The organism is Streptomyces sp. NPDC002773 (genome assembly GCF_040295605.1).
Classification (GTDB): domain Bacteria; phylum Actinomycetota; class Actinomycetes; order Streptomycetales; family Streptomycetaceae; genus Streptomyces.
The window spans coordinates 18,250-33,807 of record NZ_JBEOVO010000034.1 but is presented as its reverse complement, the minus strand read 5'-3'; the positions used below and the strand labels follow the sequence as shown (position 1 = coordinate 33,807).

Here is a 15,558-nt window from a genome sequence, read left to right as displayed (position 1 = left end):
CATGATCAAGGGACTCCGGCCGCTGCTGCGCCGCTCCACGTACTCGGGTGCGCTGTTCGCCTACGGCGCCGTTCTGGCGAGCCTGCCCCTGCTGTCCTTCGCGCTGCTGCCGGCGCTGGCCTGGCGGTCCGCTCCCGAGGGCGTGCAGGTCGTCGTGGTGGTGGTCGTCTGGGCCGCGCTGATCGGCTTCGTCGGTCTCGCCCGCACCACCCGGCGGGTGCTCGTCGTGTCCGCCCGCCGGCTGCTGAGCGTGGCGCTGCCCGATCCCGTCGCCGGTCCCGTCGCCGATCCAGGTCCCGTACGGACGGCCGCGCGTGCGCCCGATGCCCCGCCGCTCCCCGCCGCCCCCTCCCGGCGCGACCGCTGGCGGACCCCCCTCTGGCTGCTGCTGCACGTGGCGCTCGGCTGGACGGGCGCCCTGGCCAGCGGTGTGCTGCTCTTCGCGGCCCTGACCCTCCCCGGGGGGTGGCTCGACGCCGAGTTGGGCCTGAGCCTGTTCGGCCGGTCGGTCCGGGTCGACGGCGGCTGGCAGAGCTGGGTCGCCGCCCTCGGCTGTCTGCTCCTCGCCGCCGCCGTGTGCGCGGTGGTGACGAAGGCGCTGCGGTGGTCGGCGCCCCGGCTCCTTGGACCGTCGGCGGCCGAGCGGCTCGCGCTGGCGGCCGAGCGGGAACGGCGGCTCGCCGAACGCAACCGGCTGGCCCACGAGTTGCACGACTCGATCGGGCACACGCTGACCACGACCACCATCCAGGCCGCGGTGGCGGGCGAGGTGCTCTCCGCCGACCCGGTGGCGGCGCGGGCCGCCCTGCGCAGCATCGAGGAGTCGGCGCGGGCCGCGCTGGAGGACCTGGACTACGTGCTCGGCGTCCTGCGCGAACGGGAGGCCGAGACGGCGCCGACCCGCACCCTGGCCGACCTGCCCGAGCTGTTCGACCGGTTGCGGCACGCCGGCGCGGTCGTGGAGCCTGAGCTCTCGGGGGACCTGGCGCGGGTGCGCGGGACGCTGTCCCGGGCCGCGTACCGGATCCTCCAGGAAGGGCTGACGAACGCGATGCGGCACGGAGCGGACGGCCCGATCCAGGTCCGCGTGGCCGCCGCGCCTGACAGCCTGGAGCTCGGTGTGGTCAACCCGACCGGGGACGCGGCACGTACGCGCAGGGGACCGGGCACCTTCCCCACGTCCGGGCACGGACTGCCCGGACTCGCCGAACGCGTACGGCTCCTGCACGGGGAGATCGACGCCGGGCCGGACGGGCCCGGGCACTGGCGGCTCGCGGTCCGGCTCCCCGTACGGGTGTCGCCGTGACCGGCCCCGAAGCGGCCGCGGCCGCCCCCGTCACCCTCCTCGTCGCGGACGACGACGAGGTGACCCGCATCGGTCTGCGCACGCTCCTCGCGGCCCAGCCGGGGCTCGCGGTGGTCGGCGAGGCCGCCGACGGCGTCGAGGCGGTCGAGCAGGCGCGGCTGCTGCGCCCGGACGTCGTCCTGATGGATGTACGGATGCCTCGCCGCAACGGGATCGAGGCCACCCGGCACCTGCTCGCCGGGGCCGCCGAACCGCCGAAGGTCGTGGTGATCACCACCTTCGAGAACGACGACTACGTGACCGCCGCGCTCAGCGCCGGGGCCAGCGGGTTCGTACTCAAGCGGCTTCCGGTCCCGCGGATCGCGGAGGCGGTGCGGGTGGTCGCGGCGGGCGAGGCGATCCTCTTCCCCGCGGCCCTGCGCCGGATGGTCGCCGCCCGTCCCCTGGACTCCGCCGAGGCCCTGCCGAGGGCCGCGCTGACCGGGCGGGAGGAGGAGGTTTTGCGGCTGATGGCCACCGGCCTGTCCAACCCGGAGATGGCGGAATCGCTCACGGTGAGCCTGGAGACGGTGAAGACGCACGTCGGGAACGTGCTGACCAAGCTCGGCGCCCAGAACCGGACCCATGCGGTGGTGATCGCGTACGAGTCCGGTCTGGTGGTGCCGGGGGTCGCCGGCTGAGGCGGCGCGGCGCCCCCCGGCCCGGGTGCCGCGACCCGCCCCGGGATGCCGGGTGGGGCGCGGCTCCACGACGTCAGTCCAGGACCTCGATCGTCCACTGGGGGTCGCGGTCGTCCGTACGGACGAAGACGCGCTTGGGGAGCGTGGACCGGTCCTCGAACAGGTCGCGGCCGAGGGCCAGGCCGTTCTGGTCGATCGCGTACGTGCCGTCCCGCAGGTCGGCCAGGGACGTGATCGTCGTGGCGCCGTCGCCGTCGACGCGCTGGATACGCCAGACGGAGGCGGGGGAGTCGTCGGGGCGGACGGCGACCGGGGCGCGCTCGGTGCCCTCCGACGCGACGGTCTCCTCGGTGCCCTTCGCGGTGAGACGGAAGCCGTCGGCCTCGTGGGTGACCAGCCACTCCGGCGCCCGGGCCCGGTCGGGCTCGGCGAGGAAGCCGACCAGGGCTCCGTCCTCGACCCCGACCGGGGCCCCCTTCACGTACAGCTTGACGACCTTGCCGTCGTTCGGCATCGATCCTCCTGGGTTGGATACGGGAGTTCACCCGACCATGCCCCGGGCGGCCCTGTTCGGGGCCGGTGAACACGCAGGTCATAGGCTGGGTGGAGCTGAGAAGTCGTCAGGGAGGTGACAGTTCCGCGCGCCCGGGCGGGGGTGTGCGCCGGCCCGGTGTACGGGTGGGGGCATGACGATTCCCGTGCATCAGCTCACCGATCCCGCCGTGCGTGCCTTCGTCACGGCCCTCAACGCCAACGACGAGGAGGCCTTCCGGGAGGCGCTCGCGCCCGGGGCGACCATGTCCGACGACGGGTCCGACCGTGACGTGGCCGCGTGGACGGAGAAGGAGGTCTTCTCCTCGCGCGGGCACATGGAGGTCGAGTCCGAGAAGGGCGACGGGCGTGACCTCGTCGCCCGCTTCCGCAACGACACCTGGGGCGAGATGCGGACCCGCTGGCGCTTCACGGTCGACGGCGGGAAGATCGCCCGCTTCGAGACCGGTCAGGCCTGACCGGGCGAGGGGCCGGCCCCGCTGGGGTCAGCCCCTCCCGATGTACGGCATCCCCGTCGCCATCACCGTCGCGAACTGCACGTTCGCCTCCAGCGGCAGGGACGCCATGTGCACCACCGTCGCCGCCACGTCCGCCGCGTCCATCACCGGTTCCGCCGCCAGTTGGCCGTTGGCCTGGAGGATCCCGGTCTGCATGCGGGCCGTCATCTCGGTCGCCGCGTTGCCGATGTCGAGCTGGCCGCAGGCGATCCGGTACGGGCGGCCGTCGAGCGACAGGGACTTCGTGAGGCCCGTCATCGCGTGCTTCGTCGCCGTGTACGCGATCGAGTGCGGGCGCGGTACGTGGGCGGAGATCGAGCCGTTGTTGATGATCCGGCCGCCCTGCGGGTCCTGTTCCTTCATGGTCCGGAAGGCGGCCTGGGCGCAGAGGAACGCGCCCGTCAGGTTGACGTCGACGACCGACCGCCAGGTGGCCGGGTCCAGGTCCTCGACGGGGACGCCGCCGCCCGCGAACGTACCGGCGTTGTTGAAGAGCAGGTCGACCCGTCCGTAGCGGTCCCGTACCGCCGCGAAGAGGGCCGCGACCTGCTCGGCCGAGGTGACGTCCGTCGGGACGCACAGCGTCTCCGCGGAGCCCGCGGCCGCCGCCGTCTCCTCCAGGGCCTCGGCCCTGCGCCCCGCCAGGGCCACCGACCAGCCGGCCGCCGCGAGGGCCAGTGCCACGCTCCGGCCGATGCCCGACCCCGCTCCCGTCACCACTGCGATGCTCATGGGCGCGCAGCGTACGCGAGACGCGTGCCCCATGAACTCATCGTTCCGACACGTGGATGTTCTGTACCCGACAACGTGAGGTCGTCGGGCCCCCCTCGAATGACGGACGGACAGCATCCGTCTGGGGAGGGGCACATGCATCACATATCGGGCCACAGCGAGGAACTCCGCGCTGCCGCACGGCACTTCGGGCGTCGGCGCTTCCTGACCGTCACCGGGGCCGCCGCCGCGCTCGCCTTCGCCACCCAGCTGCCGACGGCCGGTGCCGCGGCGGCCGCCGAGCTGGACGGCCGACGTGTCACCGAGGACCCGTTCACCCTGGGGGTGGCCTCCGGCGACCCCCTGCCCGGGTCCGTACTGCTCTGGACGCGGCTCGCGCCCCGCCCCTTCGAGCCGGGTGGCGGGCTGCCGGCCGAGCGCGTCTCCGTCCACTGGGAACTCGCCCGTGACGAGCGCTTCACCCGGACCGTGCGGCGCGGCCGGGCCACCGCGCACCCGGAGTTCAGCCACACCGTCCACGTCGAGGTGGACCACCTCGAAGCCGACCGGGCGTTCTTCTACCGCTTCCGCGTCGGCGACTGGATCAGCCCGGTCGGGCGCACCCGCACCGCGCCCGCCCCCTGGGCCCGCAACTCCGCGCTCAAGCTCGCCGCCGTCTCCTGCCAGGCCTACCACGACGGCTACTTCACGGCCTACCGCCATCTCGCGGAGGAGGACGTCGACGTCGTCTTCCACCTCGGCGACTACCTGTACGAGTACGCCGTGAACGCCACCGGCGGCGCCCGCGCCTACACCGACCGCACCCTCCCGGCCGTCTTCGCCCGCGAGACGATCACCCTGGAGGACTACCGGCTGCGGTACGGCCTCTACAAGACGGACCCCGACCTGCGGGCCGCGCACGCCGCCCACCCCTTCGTCGTCACCTGGGACGACCACGAGACCGAGAACAACTACGCGGGCGGCACCCCCGAGAACGGCGTCCCGCCGGAGGAGTTCCTGCTCCGCCGCGCCGCCGCCTACCGCGCGTACTGGGAGCACCAGCCGCTGCGCCGCCCCCAGCAGCCGGAGGGGCCCGACATGCGGCTCTACCGGCGGCTGCGCTTCGGGAGCCTCGCCCAGTTCGACATCCTCGACACCCGCCAGTACCGCTCCGACCAGGCGTACGGGGACGGCTGGCAGGTCCCGGGGCCGGAGTCCGAGAACCCGGCGCGGACGATGACGGGCGCCGCCCAGGAGCGCTGGCTGCTCGACGGCTGGGGGGCCTCCCGCGCCCGCTGGAACGTCCTGCCGCAGCAGGTCGTGTTCGCCGAGCGCCGGGACCGCCCCACCGCCGACTTCAAGGTGTCCATGGACTCCTGGGACGGCTACGCGGCGTCCCGGCGGCGTCTCCTCGCGGGCGCGGAGGCCGCCGGGGTCGAGAACCTGATGGTGCTCACCGGCGACGTCCACGTCGGGTACGGCCTCGACATCAAGGCCGACTTCCGCGACCCGGCCTCCCGGACCGTCGGCACCGAGATCGTCGCCACCTCGATCAGCAGCGGCAAGGACGGTGCCGACCGGCCCGCCAACTACGACAAGCTCACGCAGGCCAACCCGCACCTGAGGTTCTTCAACGGGCGTCGCGGTTACGTGACGGTCGCCCTCGGCGCCGAGGCCGCCCGGGCCGACTTCCGTACGGTGCCGTACGTGACGACCCCGGGCGCCCCCGTCACCACGGCCGCCTCCTTCGTCACGGAGGCGGGCGACCCGGGACTCACGCCGGCGTGACCAGCGCCTCCTGCGGATAGCGGACGCCGATGCGGTCCCGTACCGCGTCGAGCGTCCGCATCACCGCGAGCGAGCCGCCGAGGGGGACGAGCGGGGACTCGGTCGCGCCCGCGCGCAGGCAGCGCATGACCTCGGCGGCCTCGTGCCGCAGCGAGTGCGGATCGTCGTCGTTGACGAACTCCTCCGGGTCCCGGCCGTCGCGGTGCAGCGTGAACCGCTCGGGGAAGAAGAAGCCGCGCGGCAGGTCGATCCGGCCGAGCGTGCCCGTCACGGACGCGGTCAGCGGGGTGTCCGCGACGAGCGAGCAGGAGAGCAGCGCCGACGCGCCCGTGTCCCAGCCGAGCAGCATGCCGGTGTTGAGGTCGACGCCCTCCGGCGAGAGCAGCGCGTGCGCCTGGACGGTGTCCGGCTCGCCCAGGAGCAGCTGCGCGAACGACACCGGGTACACGCCCAGGTCGAGCAGCGCCCCGCCGCCCACCGCCGGGTCCCGCAGCCGGTGGTCCGCGGCGAACGGGCCCGCGAGCCCGAAGTCCGCCTGTACGGTCCTGATCTCACCGATCGCCCCGCCGCGGACCAGCTCCACGAGCCGCCGGATCAGCGGGTTGCAGTACATCCACATGGCCTCCATGAGGAAGAGGCCGCGGTCCCGGGCGAGAGTGACCAACTCCTCGGCCTCGCGGGCGTTCAGCGTGAGAGCCTTCTCGCAGAGGACCGCCTTTCCCGCCTCAAGGGCGCGGCCGGTCGCCTCCCGGTGGGCGTGGTGCGGCGTCGCCACGTACACCACGTCGACGTCCTCGTCGGCGAAGAGGCCGTCCCATCCGCCGTACGCCCGCGGGATGCCGAACCGGTCGGCGAAGGCCTTCGCCGACGCCTCCGTCCGGGAGGCCACGGCGACGACCTCCGCGCCGTCGAGCGTCAGCAGGTCCGCCGTGAACCGCTCCGCTATGCCGCCCGTCGCCAGGATTCCCCAGCGCACCTTCTCGCTCATGTTCCCCACCCATTCCAGAGAGGTCTCGACCATGCCGGTCGAGCTGAGAGCATAGGCAAGGATTCAACGAAATGGAGCGGTTGATGCCGAAGAGCGGCCAGAAAGCAACAGAAGAAAACATAATACAAACCGCTCCGGTCGAGGCCGCCCGGCGGACCGGGCTGCTCGTCACCCTCGTCCTGGGCGGCCTCACCGCCCTGCCCCCGCTCTCCATGGACATGTACCTCCCGGCGCTGCCCGAGGTCACCGACGCCCTGCACGCCCCCGCCGCCACCATCCAGCTCACCCTCACCGCCTGCCTCGCCGGCATGGCCCTCGGCCAGCTCGTCGTCGGCCCCATGAGCGACAAGTGGGGGCGCCGCCGCCCGCTGCTCGTCGGCATGGTCGTGTACGTGCTCGCCACCGCCGTCTGCGCGCTCGCGCCCACCGCCGAACTCCTCATCGGCTTCCGGCTGCTCCAGGGCCTCGCGGGCGCCGCCGGCATCGTCATCGCCCGCGCCGTCGTCCGCGACCTCTACGACGGCGTGGAGATGGCCCGATTCTTCTCCACCCTGATGCTGATCTCCGGCGTCGCCCCGATCATCGCGCCCCTCATCGGCGGCCAGATCCTGCGCCTCACCGACTGGCGGGGCGTCTTCCACGTCCTCACCGTGATCGGCTTCCTCCTCACCCTCGTCGTCTGGCGCTTCCTCGGTGAGACGCTGCCCGAAGAGCGGCGGCACGAGGGCGGCGTCGGCCAGGCCCTGCGCACCATGAAGGGCCTCCTCGCCGACCGGGTCTTCACCGGCTACATGCTGACCGGCGGCCTCGCCTTCGCGGCCCTCTTCGCGTACATCTCGGCCTCGCCGTTCGTCGTCCAGGAGATCTACGGGGCCTCGCCGCAGACCTTCAGCCTCCTCTTCGGGCTCAACTCGATCGGGCTCGTCGCCGTCGGCCAGATCAACGGCAAGCTGCTCGTCGGCCGCGTCAGCCTCGACAAGGCGCTCGGCTGGGGCCTCGGGACCATCCTGCTCGCCTCGCTCGCGCTGCTCCTCATGACCAGCGGCGTCTTCGGCGAGGTCGGGCTCGTGCCGGTGGCCGCCGGACTGTTCGTCCTCATGTCCGCGATGGGCCTCGCCATGCCGAACACCAACGCCCAGGCCCTGATGCGCACCCCGCACGCCGCCGGATCGGCCTCCGCGCTCCTCGGCACCACCTCGTTCCTCGTCGGCGCGGTCGCCTCCCCGCTCGTCGGCATCGCGGGCGAGCACACCGCCGTCCCGATGGCGGTCGTCCAGCTCACGTGCGCCGTCCTCGCCGCCGCCTGCTTCCTAGGCCTGTGCCGCCCGTGGCGGGCCGCCCCGGGAGCGGCAGGCACGCAGGACCCGGCCGCCTAGGGCCCGTCCGGGAGCTGGTGGGGCCCGGGAGGGCGGCCGCCTAAACTGTCTCGGTGAACGCCTCCGCCCCCTCCGCCGACTCCCTGCGCGCCGCCCTCGCCGGGCTCCTCGACGGGCTGCCGCCCTCCCAGGCCGCCCGGTCCGTCGAGCGGCTGATCGCCAACTACCGGGGCACCACCCCGACGGACGCCCCCGTGCTGCGCGACCGCTCCGACGTCGCCGCGTACGCCGCTTACCGCATGCCGGCGACCTTCGAGGCCGTACGGGGCGCCCTCGGCGCCCTGCGCGAGGCCGCGCCCGACTGGGAGCCGCGTACCCACACGGACGTCGGCGGCGGTACGGGCGCGGCGAGCTGGGCCGTCGCCGAGGCCTGGGAGGACCGGCCGCCCCGCACCACCGTCCTCGACTGGGCCGAGCCGGCCCTCGCGCTCGGCCGCGAGCTCGCCGCCGGGACCCTGGACGCCGAGTGGCGCACGGCCAGGATCGGCGGCGCGCTGCGGCTCGCGGACACGGACCTCGTCACCGTCTCGTACGTCCTCAAGGAGCTGACCGGGACCGACCGGGCGGCGCTCGTGACCGAGGCGGCGCGGGCGGCGCGGACGGTGGTGATCGTCGAGCCCGGCACCCCCGACGGATACGAGCGGATCATCGCCGCCCGCACCCTGCTGATCGACGCCGGCTTCACCGTCGCCGCGCCCTGCCCGCACAGCGGGGCCTGCCCGATCGAGCCGGGCACGGACTGGTGCCACTTCTCGGCGCGGGTCAGCCGCTCCTCGCTGCACCGGCAGGTGAAGGGCGGCTCGCTGCCGTACGAGGACGAGAAGTACAGCTACGTGGCGGCCACCAGGGACCCGGCGACCCCGACGGTCTCCCGCGTCACCCGCAGGCCCCAGATCCGCAAGGGCCTGGTCTCCCTCGAACTGTGCGGCCCCGACGGACTCGCCCGCGAGACGGTCACCAAGCGCCACGGGCCCCTGTACAAGCAGGCCCGCGACGCCGAGTGGGGCGACTCCTGGCCGCCGGAGGGCACCGACTAGGGCCGCAGCTCCTGGGTGCAGCACTTCACGCTGCCGCCGCCCTTGAGGAGTTCGCCCAGGTCCATGCCGATCGGCTCGAAGCCGCGCCGCCGCAGCGGGTCGTAGAGGCCCACCGCGGCCTGCGGCAGCAGGACGTGGCGGCCGTCGCTCACCGCGTTCAGACCGAGGGCCGCCGCGTCCGCCTCCGTCGCGACCAGGGCGTCCGGGAAGAGCCGGGCGAGGACCGCGCGGCTGCCGGGCGAGAAGGCGTCCGGGTAGTACATGACCTCGTCGCGGGCGTCGTCCAGGACGCACAGCGCGGTGTCCAGGTGGTAGTAGCGCGGGTCCACCAGCTCCAGGCCGATCACCGGGCGGCCGAAGAACTCCTGCGCCTCGTCGTGGGAGAGCGGGCTGGAACGGAAGCCGCGCCCGGCGAGGATCCAGGAGGCGGTGACGGCGAAGTCGCCCTCGCCCTCGTTCACGTGCTCGGGGGCCCGTACGTCCTCGTCCGCCCAACCGTTTCCGCGGAACCAGGCCAGGTGCGCGTCGGCCTCGGCCGCGCGCTCCGCGTGGGCGAACTTCGCGCCGAGGACCCGGCCCTCGACGACGGTGGCGCCGTTCGCCGCGAAGACCATGTCCGGCAGCGCCGGGTCGGGGGTGAGGAGCTCGACGGTGTGGCCGAGGGCGCGGTAGCGGTCGCGCAGGTCCTCCCACTGGGCGAGGGCGAGCGGCAGGTCGACCGGTTTCGTGGGGTCCATCCAGGGGTTGATGGAGTACGTCACCGTGAAGTGCGCGGGTGGGCACATCAGGTAACGGCGGGGCGAGGACGAGCGCGGGGTGGGGCGCAATGAGGGCTCCTCACGGACGGGTGGGCGGAAGAACCGCGGCACGGTGGACCCCATGGTCCGCCTTCGGCGCCCCGCACGCTGTGGACCGTTCGGGTGGTTCGGGCCCGACGGAACGGGCCCCCCGGGCGTGGGGCCGCCACGGAGCGGGCCCCCGGGCGGGAGACCGCCACGGAGCGGGCCCCCGGGCGGGGCCCCCACCGGCCCTCGAGCCGCCTCAGGCGAGACGTGACGTCTCGCCGACTGTTAGATTGGCCCCATGCCCGAGCCCAAGGCCCCCGACGCCTCCCGCCGCAGTGAACGCTCCCGCCGCGCCATCTTCGACGCCGCCCTCGCCCTCGTCACCGAGACCGGCTACGCGAAGACCACCATCGAGGGCATCGCCGCCCGCGCCGGCGTCGGCAAGCAGACCATCTACCGCTGGTGGCCCTCCAAGGCGGCCGTCCTCCTCGACGCCTTCCTCGACCTCCAGACCCGGGCCGCCGAGACCCTGGGCGGCGACGCCGACAGCGGGATCCCCGACACCGGCGACCTCGCCGCCGACCTCAGGCACGTCCTGCGCGCCACCGTCGACGAGCTGAACGACCCCGCCCTCGACGGACCCACCCGCGCCCTCGCCGCCGAGGGCGTCGTCGACCCCGAACTCGGCGCCCGCTTCACCGCCGCGCTCCTCGAACCCCAGCTCCAGCACTACGTCCGCCGCATCGAGGCCGCCCAGGCCGCCGGCGACGTCGACCCGGACGTCGACCCCCGCACCGCCCTCGAACTCCTGATCGGACCCCTCCACCACCGGTGGATCCACCGCACCCTGCCCCTCACCCACGCCTACGCCGACACCCTCGTCGACCTCGCCCTTCGCGGCCTCGCGCCGAGGATCTGAGTCCCGGAGGGGCACCCCGGTTCCGCACTCCGGTCACCCGGGGCGCAGGATGGTGGGACCATGGGCAGAGCCGAACGGGCGAGCATGAGGTGTGAGGGGATAGATGGGCGACGGCATCGGCCGCTACCGCGGCACGGAGAGCAAACTCGCACAGTGGCTGCGCAGGCGCCCGAAACGCACCGCGGCCGACGACGAGAACGACCGCGAGAAGCTGCTCCTGGCCGCCGCCGCCGCCGGGCTGCCCCTGGCCCCCGCCGCGTACCCCGTCGGCTACAGCTGTTCCTGTGAGCGGATCGGCTGTCCCACCCCCGCCCGGCACCCCGTCTCCTTCGCCTGGCAGACCCAGTCGACCACCGACCGCGCCCAGATCGAGCGCTGGGCCCGGAACGCGCCCGAGGCGAACTTCATCACCGCCACCGGCATGGTCCACGACGTCCTCGACGTACCGATGGCCGCCGGCCGCGCCGCCCTCGACCGTCTCCTCGCCGAGGGCGTCGACGTCGGGCCGGTCGCCGAGTCCGCCGACGCCGACACCCCCGGCGGGCGGATGCTCTTCTTCACCGCCACCCGCGGCACCCCCGAGGACGAGGACGAGTGGTGGCCGTGTGAGCTCGACTGCCACCCCGAGACCATGGACGAGCACCCGGGGCTCCGCTGGCACTGCCGCGGCAGCTACGTCCTCGTACCGCCCGCCCGGCTCCCCGGGGACGAGAGCGCCCACCCGGTCGTCGCCTGGCTCCGCGGCCCCGAGCACCCCCTGCCCGACCCGCTGAACCTCCTGGAGACCCTCCAGGACGCCTGCGCGCGCCACGCGGCGGAGCGCCAGGCGGACGGGGACGGGGAGCACACGGCCCACGAGATCGCCTGGCCCCTGACCCGCTGACCCGCGGGTCGGTCACCGACCGAGGTCCGAGGCCCTACGAGCCCTGTGCGCCCACCACGCCCTGGAGCCGGCCCGTGATCGTGACGCCGTCGCGGGCCGTGCCCGCCGGCCGCACCAGGGCGACCTGGTTCGACACCCACTCCTTGGTGACCGTGTTCTTGACCTGGCCGGTCAGCAGCGCCTTGACGCCCGCGTCGACCTTGGGCCGGTAGCCCGGCGCCGCCGTCTGCCGCTCGAAGAACCGGGTCGCGAAGAAGACGAACGCGCCGCCGTCCTTCGTCCGCAGCCCGAGCGGCGCGAAGTCGCCCTGGTTCGCGGTCCGGTCGAGGTACTGGGTGGCGAGCCCCGGCTTCTTGGCCTGCTTCAGCCGCTGCTCCCGCCACACCGAGGTGTGCGACCCCGCCGCGAACGGCCCCGCCTGCCCGTCCTTCAGATACGAGACGTACCGCTCGCCGAGTTCCTCCGGCGCGACCGCGAGGGCCCCGGTGTCCGCGGCGACCGCCACCGCGTACCCGTCCTCCTCGGCGAACTCCGGCACCGCGGACGGGCTGAGGACCACCAGATGCGCGACCTCCCACAGCTGCTGCGGCCCGTTGCGTACGAAGACGAGGAGCCAGCGCTGGTCACCGGGGCCTGAGTCGGTGTCCCGGTTGGGGTCGGCGTCCGCGAGGAACCAGCGCGGCCAGCCCGCCTTCCGGGGCAGCACGAACCGCGCGTCCGACAGTTCCAGGGGCCGGTGCTTCGCGTTGCCCCCGGGGGTGAGGACCGCGCGTGCCCGCAGGCTCGCCTGGTTTATCTCCCCGAAAGGACCGGTGACCCGGCCCGCGTCCAGGGCCGGATCGTAGGCCTTGTCGGCCCGGTTGTAGGCGTTCGTGAAGTCCGCGAGGGCCTGCGCCGCCTCGGCCTTCGTCGCCGGCGGCATCAGGGCGAGCTCGCCGTGCACCGTCACACAGCCGCTCGCCGCCAGCGCCAGGACGGTCGTCGCCGCCGTGGCCGCGAGGAGCCTCGCGGGCCGTGCCGACAGCCGCTCAAGCGGTCTCGGCGCTCGCCTCAGCCTCAGCCTTCTCATCGGTCGCCTTCTGCCTCTTCACCCGCACGGACGGACCCGACCCTATCGGGGCCAGGAACAGCGCGAGCGCCGGGACCAGATACAGCGCCCACACCGTGACCTGAAGCACCGTCGGGTCCGGCTGGAAGTTGAAGACGCCCTTGAGCAGCGTGCCGTACCAGCTGTCCGGCGGGACCGCCGCCGAGACGTCGAAGGCCTTGTCCGCCAGGCCGTCGAGGAAGCGGGCCTCCTGGAGGTCGCGCACGCCGTACGCGAGGACACCCGCCGCCACCACGACCAGCATCCCGCCGGTCCAGGTGAAGAACCTCGCCAGGTTGATCGCCAGGGCGCCCCGGTAGAACAGCCAGCCGAGGAGGACCGCCGTGAGGAGGCCGAGCAGGACCCCGGTCAGCGGCTCGTACGTGCCGCCGGACGACGCCCGTACCGACGCCCACACGAACAGCGCCGTCTCCAGGCCCACCCGGCCCACCGCGAGGAAGGCGGTGGCGACGAGCGCCGCCTTCCCCACCTGGAGAGCCGCGTCCAGCCCGTCGTGCAGCTCGTGCTTCAGGTGCCGGGCCGTGCGCCGCATCCAGAAGACCATCCAGGTCACCAGGACCACCGCGACGATCGACAGCGAGCCGCCCAGCAGCTCCTGCGCCTCGAAGGTCAGCTCCCGGGAGCCGAACTCGAGACCGGCACCGAAGGCCAGCGAGACGCCGACGGCCGTGCCGACGCCGATCCAGATCGGTTTCAGGGCGTCCCGCCGACCGGACTTCACCAGGTACGCGAGGAGGATGCAGACGACCAGACCGGCTTCGAGACCCTCGCGCAGGCCGATCAGATAGCTACCGAACACGTCGGTTCTCCTCGGCGACGGCGGCGGCGAGCTTGGAGAGCGGCCCGGCCAGCGCGTTGACGGCGTCCGACAGCTTCTCGCGCTCGGGCTCGCCGACCTTGTCGTACGAGGTGAAGACGTAGCTGTTCTTGTCCGTGCGGTACGTGTCGAGCAGCGCGTTCAGCGCGGTGAACTGCTTGTCCAGTTCGGCGACGAGCTTCGGGTCGTTCTTCGAGGCGACCGGCTTCAGCAGGTCGAAGGACTTCCGCGCGCCCTCGACGTTCGCCTTGAAGTCGACGAGGTCGGTGTGCGAGTAGCGCTCCTCCTCGCCGGTGACCTTGCCGGTGGCGACCTCGTCCAGGAGCTCCTTGGCGCCGTTGGCCATGGAGGTCGGGGTGATCTCGGCCCTGCCGACCCGCTTCGCCCAGTCCGCGAGGTCCTTGTCCAGGGTGTCGGCGAGGGCCTTCTCGGCGGCGCCGATCCTCTTGTCCTTCCACAGCGCCTTCTCCAGGCGGTGCCAGCCGGTCCAGTCCGCGGCCGGGTCCTGGCCGGCCTCCAGGCCGTCCTCGCGGACGTCGACCTTGGGGCCGATGTCGCCGAAGGACTCGGCGACCGGCTCGGTGCGCTCCCAGCCGACGCGGGACTCGGCGTACGCCTTCTTCGCGGCCTCGATGTCACCGGCGCGGACGGCGTCGGTGAAGACCTTCGCCTTGGGGAGGGTCGTGTCGGCCTGCCTCTGGACGTACTGGCGGTACGCGGCGACGGCGGCGTCCCTCTCGGGGGAGCGCCTCGGGCCGGCGGCGCCGCCGGTGACCTCGACCTGCTGGCGTATGCCCTCGCCGGTCATGCCGGGCCTGCAGACGATCGCGTAGGCGCCGGCCTTGATCTCCGCGGTGACGGCGGCCCTGGTGCTGGGGCCGATGTTCTCGCGCTCGGTGACGATCCGGTCGTCCGGGTGGAGGATGTGGACCTCGGTGACCTTGGAGCCGCGGTTCTCGACGTTCAGCTTCACGTGTCCGGCCGGGAACCGCTTCTTCGACACCTCGCAGGAGTCGTCCTTGGCGACGACGGTGATCGCGCCGTCCTCGGCGCCGCTCTTCTCGGCGCAGCCCGTGACGGCGGTCAGAGCGGCCGCGGTCGCGGCCGCGGTGACGACGGAGAAGCGGGCGGCGCGCATGAGGACTCCAGAACGGCGACGGGAACGGGGGTGGGGACAGGGGGCAACGCGGCTGAGGCGGACCCAACTTAACCGAGGCTCACCTCAGCCATCCCGGCCCGCCCAGTGATGCGGCCCGTCCCCGCACGGGTACGACGAGGGGCACCCCGGTCCGCGGGTGCGGGAACACCTCCACCGGCTGCCGGTACACCCGGCCGAGCAGCTCCGCCCCGAGGAGCTCCGCGGGCGGCCCGGCCACCGCGACCCGGCCGTCGTGCAGCACCCCGACCCGGTCCGCGTGGGCCGCCGCGAGCCCCAGGCCGTGCAGCACCACCACCACGGCGTCCCCGGCGGCCGCGCGCTCCCGGCAGACCCGCAGGACCAGTTCCTGGTGGCGCAGGTCCAGGGCCGCCGTCGGCTCGTCGAGCAGCAGCAGGCCGGTCCGCTGGGCGAGGACCCGGGCCAGCGCGACCCGGGCCCGCTCGCCGCCCGAGAGACCGGAGAACGGGCGGGCGGCGAAGGCCCCGACCCCGGTGGCCGCCATCGCCTCCGCGACGGCCGCCTCGTCCTCGTCCTCCCGCTCGGTGTCCGCCCAGGGCGCCCGGCCCGTCCGTACCACCTCGGCGACGGGGAACGGGAAGGACAGCGCGGCGTCCTGCGGCAGCACCGCCCGCCGCAGGGCGAGTTCACCGGCCGCCCAGTCGTCCGCCGGCCGCCCCCCCGATCCGTACCTCCCCGGCGCTCCGGGCGAGATCGGCGGCGAGCAGCGTCGACTTCCCGGCCCCGTTGGGCCCCACCAGGGCGAGGACCTCCCCGGCCCGCACCTCGATCCCGACCCCGTCGAGCACCACCCGCCGCCCCCGCGCGACCCGGACCCCGACGGCCTCGGCGACCACAGCACGGTCGCGAGCCCGGCGGCGAAGGCGCAGACGGACACCGTCCAGTTGCCGAGGAAGGTGGGGCCGAGATGCCGCCGCGCCATGGAGTCCTGAGC

The 15,558-nt window shown here is 73.8% G+C and carries 15 protein-coding genes and 1 pseudogene; 8 read left to right on the top strand and 8 right to left on the bottom strand.

Features of this window, described 5'->3' with window-relative positions; all coding sequences use genetic code 11:
- The first annotated feature begins 1 nt into the window (after position 1).
- Together ABT034_RS29440 and ABT034_RS29435 are read left to right on the top strand one after the other, a co-directional pair.
- The gene (locus tag ABT034_RS29440) at positions 2 to 1,306 is read left to right on the top strand and encodes a sensor histidine kinase (RefSeq protein ID WP_351220110.1); all 1,305 of its coding nucleotides are present in this window, start codon (positions 2 to 4) and stop codon (positions 1,304 to 1,306) included.
- Positions 1,303 to 1,986, top strand: coding sequence for a response regulator transcription factor (locus ABT034_RS29435; RefSeq protein ID WP_351220109.1), 684 nt, complete (start codon positions 1,303 to 1,305; stop codon positions 1,984 to 1,986). The genes ABT034_RS29440 and ABT034_RS29435 overlap by 4 nt, the downstream gene beginning before the upstream one ends.
- A gap of 73 nt (positions 1,987 to 2,059) precedes the next feature.
- On the opposite strand, the gene ABT034_RS29430 is transcribed toward ABT034_RS29435, so the two are convergent.
- Entirely contained in the window at positions 2,060 to 2,500 is a 441-nt protein-coding gene (locus ABT034_RS29430; protein WP_351220108.1) for a ricin-type beta-trefoil lectin domain protein, read from the bottom strand.
- Between the two features lie 172 nt (positions 2,501 to 2,672).
- Between ABT034_RS29430 and ABT034_RS29425 the strand changes: the two genes are divergently transcribed.
- Positions 2,673 to 2,996: a nuclear transport factor 2 family protein gene (locus ABT034_RS29425; RefSeq protein WP_351220107.1), complete on the top strand. Its 324-nt coding sequence runs from the start codon at positions 2,673 to 2,675 to the stop codon at positions 2,994 to 2,996.
- Positions 2,997 to 3,023: 27 nt separating this feature from the next.
- On the opposite strand, the gene ABT034_RS29420 is transcribed toward ABT034_RS29425, so the two are convergent.
- The gene (locus ABT034_RS29420) at positions 3,024 to 3,800 is read right to left on the bottom strand and encodes an SDR family oxidoreductase (RefSeq protein WP_351220106.1); all 777 of its coding nucleotides are present in this window, start codon (positions 3,798 to 3,800) and stop codon (positions 3,024 to 3,026) included.
- Between the two features lie 102 nt (positions 3,801 to 3,902).
- Between ABT034_RS29420 and ABT034_RS29415 the strand changes: the two genes are divergently transcribed.
- Positions 3,903 to 5,534, top strand: a complete 1,632-nt coding sequence (locus ABT034_RS29415; RefSeq protein ID WP_351220105.1) for an alkaline phosphatase D family protein — start codon at positions 3,903 to 3,905, stop codon at positions 5,532 to 5,534.
- On the opposite strand, the gene ABT034_RS29410 is transcribed toward ABT034_RS29415, so the two are convergent.
- The gene (locus tag ABT034_RS29410) at positions 5,521 to 6,522 is read right to left on the bottom strand and encodes a Gfo/Idh/MocA family protein (RefSeq protein ID WP_351220104.1); all 1,002 of its coding nucleotides are present in this window, start codon (positions 6,520 to 6,522) and stop codon (positions 5,521 to 5,523) included. The genes ABT034_RS29415 and ABT034_RS29410 overlap by 14 nt on opposite strands.
- An 83-nt stretch (positions 6,523 to 6,605) precedes the next feature.
- On the opposite strand from ABT034_RS29410, the gene ABT034_RS29405 reads away from it, so the two are divergent.
- Positions 6,606 to 7,898, top strand: coding sequence for a Bcr/CflA family multidrug efflux MFS transporter (locus ABT034_RS29405; RefSeq protein WP_351220140.1), 1,293 nt, complete (start codon positions 6,606 to 6,608; stop codon positions 7,896 to 7,898).
- Between the two features lie 53 nt (positions 7,899 to 7,951).
- A complete protein-coding gene (locus tag ABT034_RS29400) occupies positions 7,952 to 8,935 on the top strand; it encodes a small ribosomal subunit Rsm22 family protein (RefSeq protein ID WP_351220103.1) in 984 nt (327 codons plus the stop codon).
- Here ABT034_RS29400 and ddaH read toward each other — a convergent pair.
- Positions 8,932 to 9,762, bottom strand: coding sequence for a dimethylargininase (ddaH, locus tag ABT034_RS29395; RefSeq protein ID WP_351220102.1), 831 nt, complete (start codon positions 9,760 to 9,762; stop codon positions 8,932 to 8,934). The genes ABT034_RS29400 and ddaH overlap by 4 nt on opposite strands.
- A gap of 256 nt (positions 9,763 to 10,018) precedes the next feature.
- Between ddaH and ABT034_RS29390 the strand changes: the two genes are divergently transcribed.
- A complete protein-coding gene (locus tag ABT034_RS29390) occupies positions 10,019 to 10,639 on the top strand; it encodes a TetR/AcrR family transcriptional regulator (RefSeq protein WP_351220101.1) in 621 nt (206 codons plus the stop codon).
- A gap of 103 nt (positions 10,640 to 10,742) precedes the next feature.
- On the top strand, positions 10,743 to 11,522 hold the full coding sequence (locus tag ABT034_RS29385) for a bifunctional DNA primase/polymerase (protein ID WP_351220100.1): 780 nt from the start codon (positions 10,743 to 10,745) through the stop codon (positions 11,520 to 11,522).
- Positions 11,523 to 11,556: 34 nt separating this feature from the next.
- On the opposite strand, the gene ABT034_RS29380 is transcribed toward ABT034_RS29385, so the two are convergent.
- The 4 genes and pseudogenes from ABT034_RS29380 to ABT034_RS29365 all read right to left on the bottom strand — a co-directional run bounded on the left by ABT034_RS29380 (position 11,557) and on the right by ABT034_RS29365 (position 15,508).
- Complete coding sequence (locus ABT034_RS29380) at positions 11,557 to 12,591, bottom strand: SCO2278 family lipoprotein (RefSeq protein ID WP_351220099.1); 1,035 nt, start codon at positions 12,589 to 12,591, stop codon at positions 11,557 to 11,559.
- Entirely contained in the window at positions 12,551 to 13,429 is an 879-nt protein-coding gene (gene efeU, locus ABT034_RS29375; protein WP_351220098.1) for an iron uptake transporter permease EfeU, read from the bottom strand. Before efeU ends, ABT034_RS29380 begins: the two co-directional genes overlap by 41 nt.
- The gene (efeO, locus tag ABT034_RS29370) at positions 13,419 to 14,585 is read right to left on the bottom strand and encodes an iron uptake system protein EfeO (protein ID WP_351220097.1); all 1,167 of its coding nucleotides are present in this window, start codon (positions 14,583 to 14,585) and stop codon (positions 13,419 to 13,421) included. Before efeO ends, efeU begins: the two co-directional genes overlap by 11 nt.
- 79 nt (positions 14,586 to 14,664) lie before the next feature.
- Positions 14,665 to 15,508: pseudogene (locus ABT034_RS29365) on the bottom strand (heme ABC transporter ATP-binding protein).
- Positions 15,509 to 15,558 lie beyond the last annotated feature (50 nt).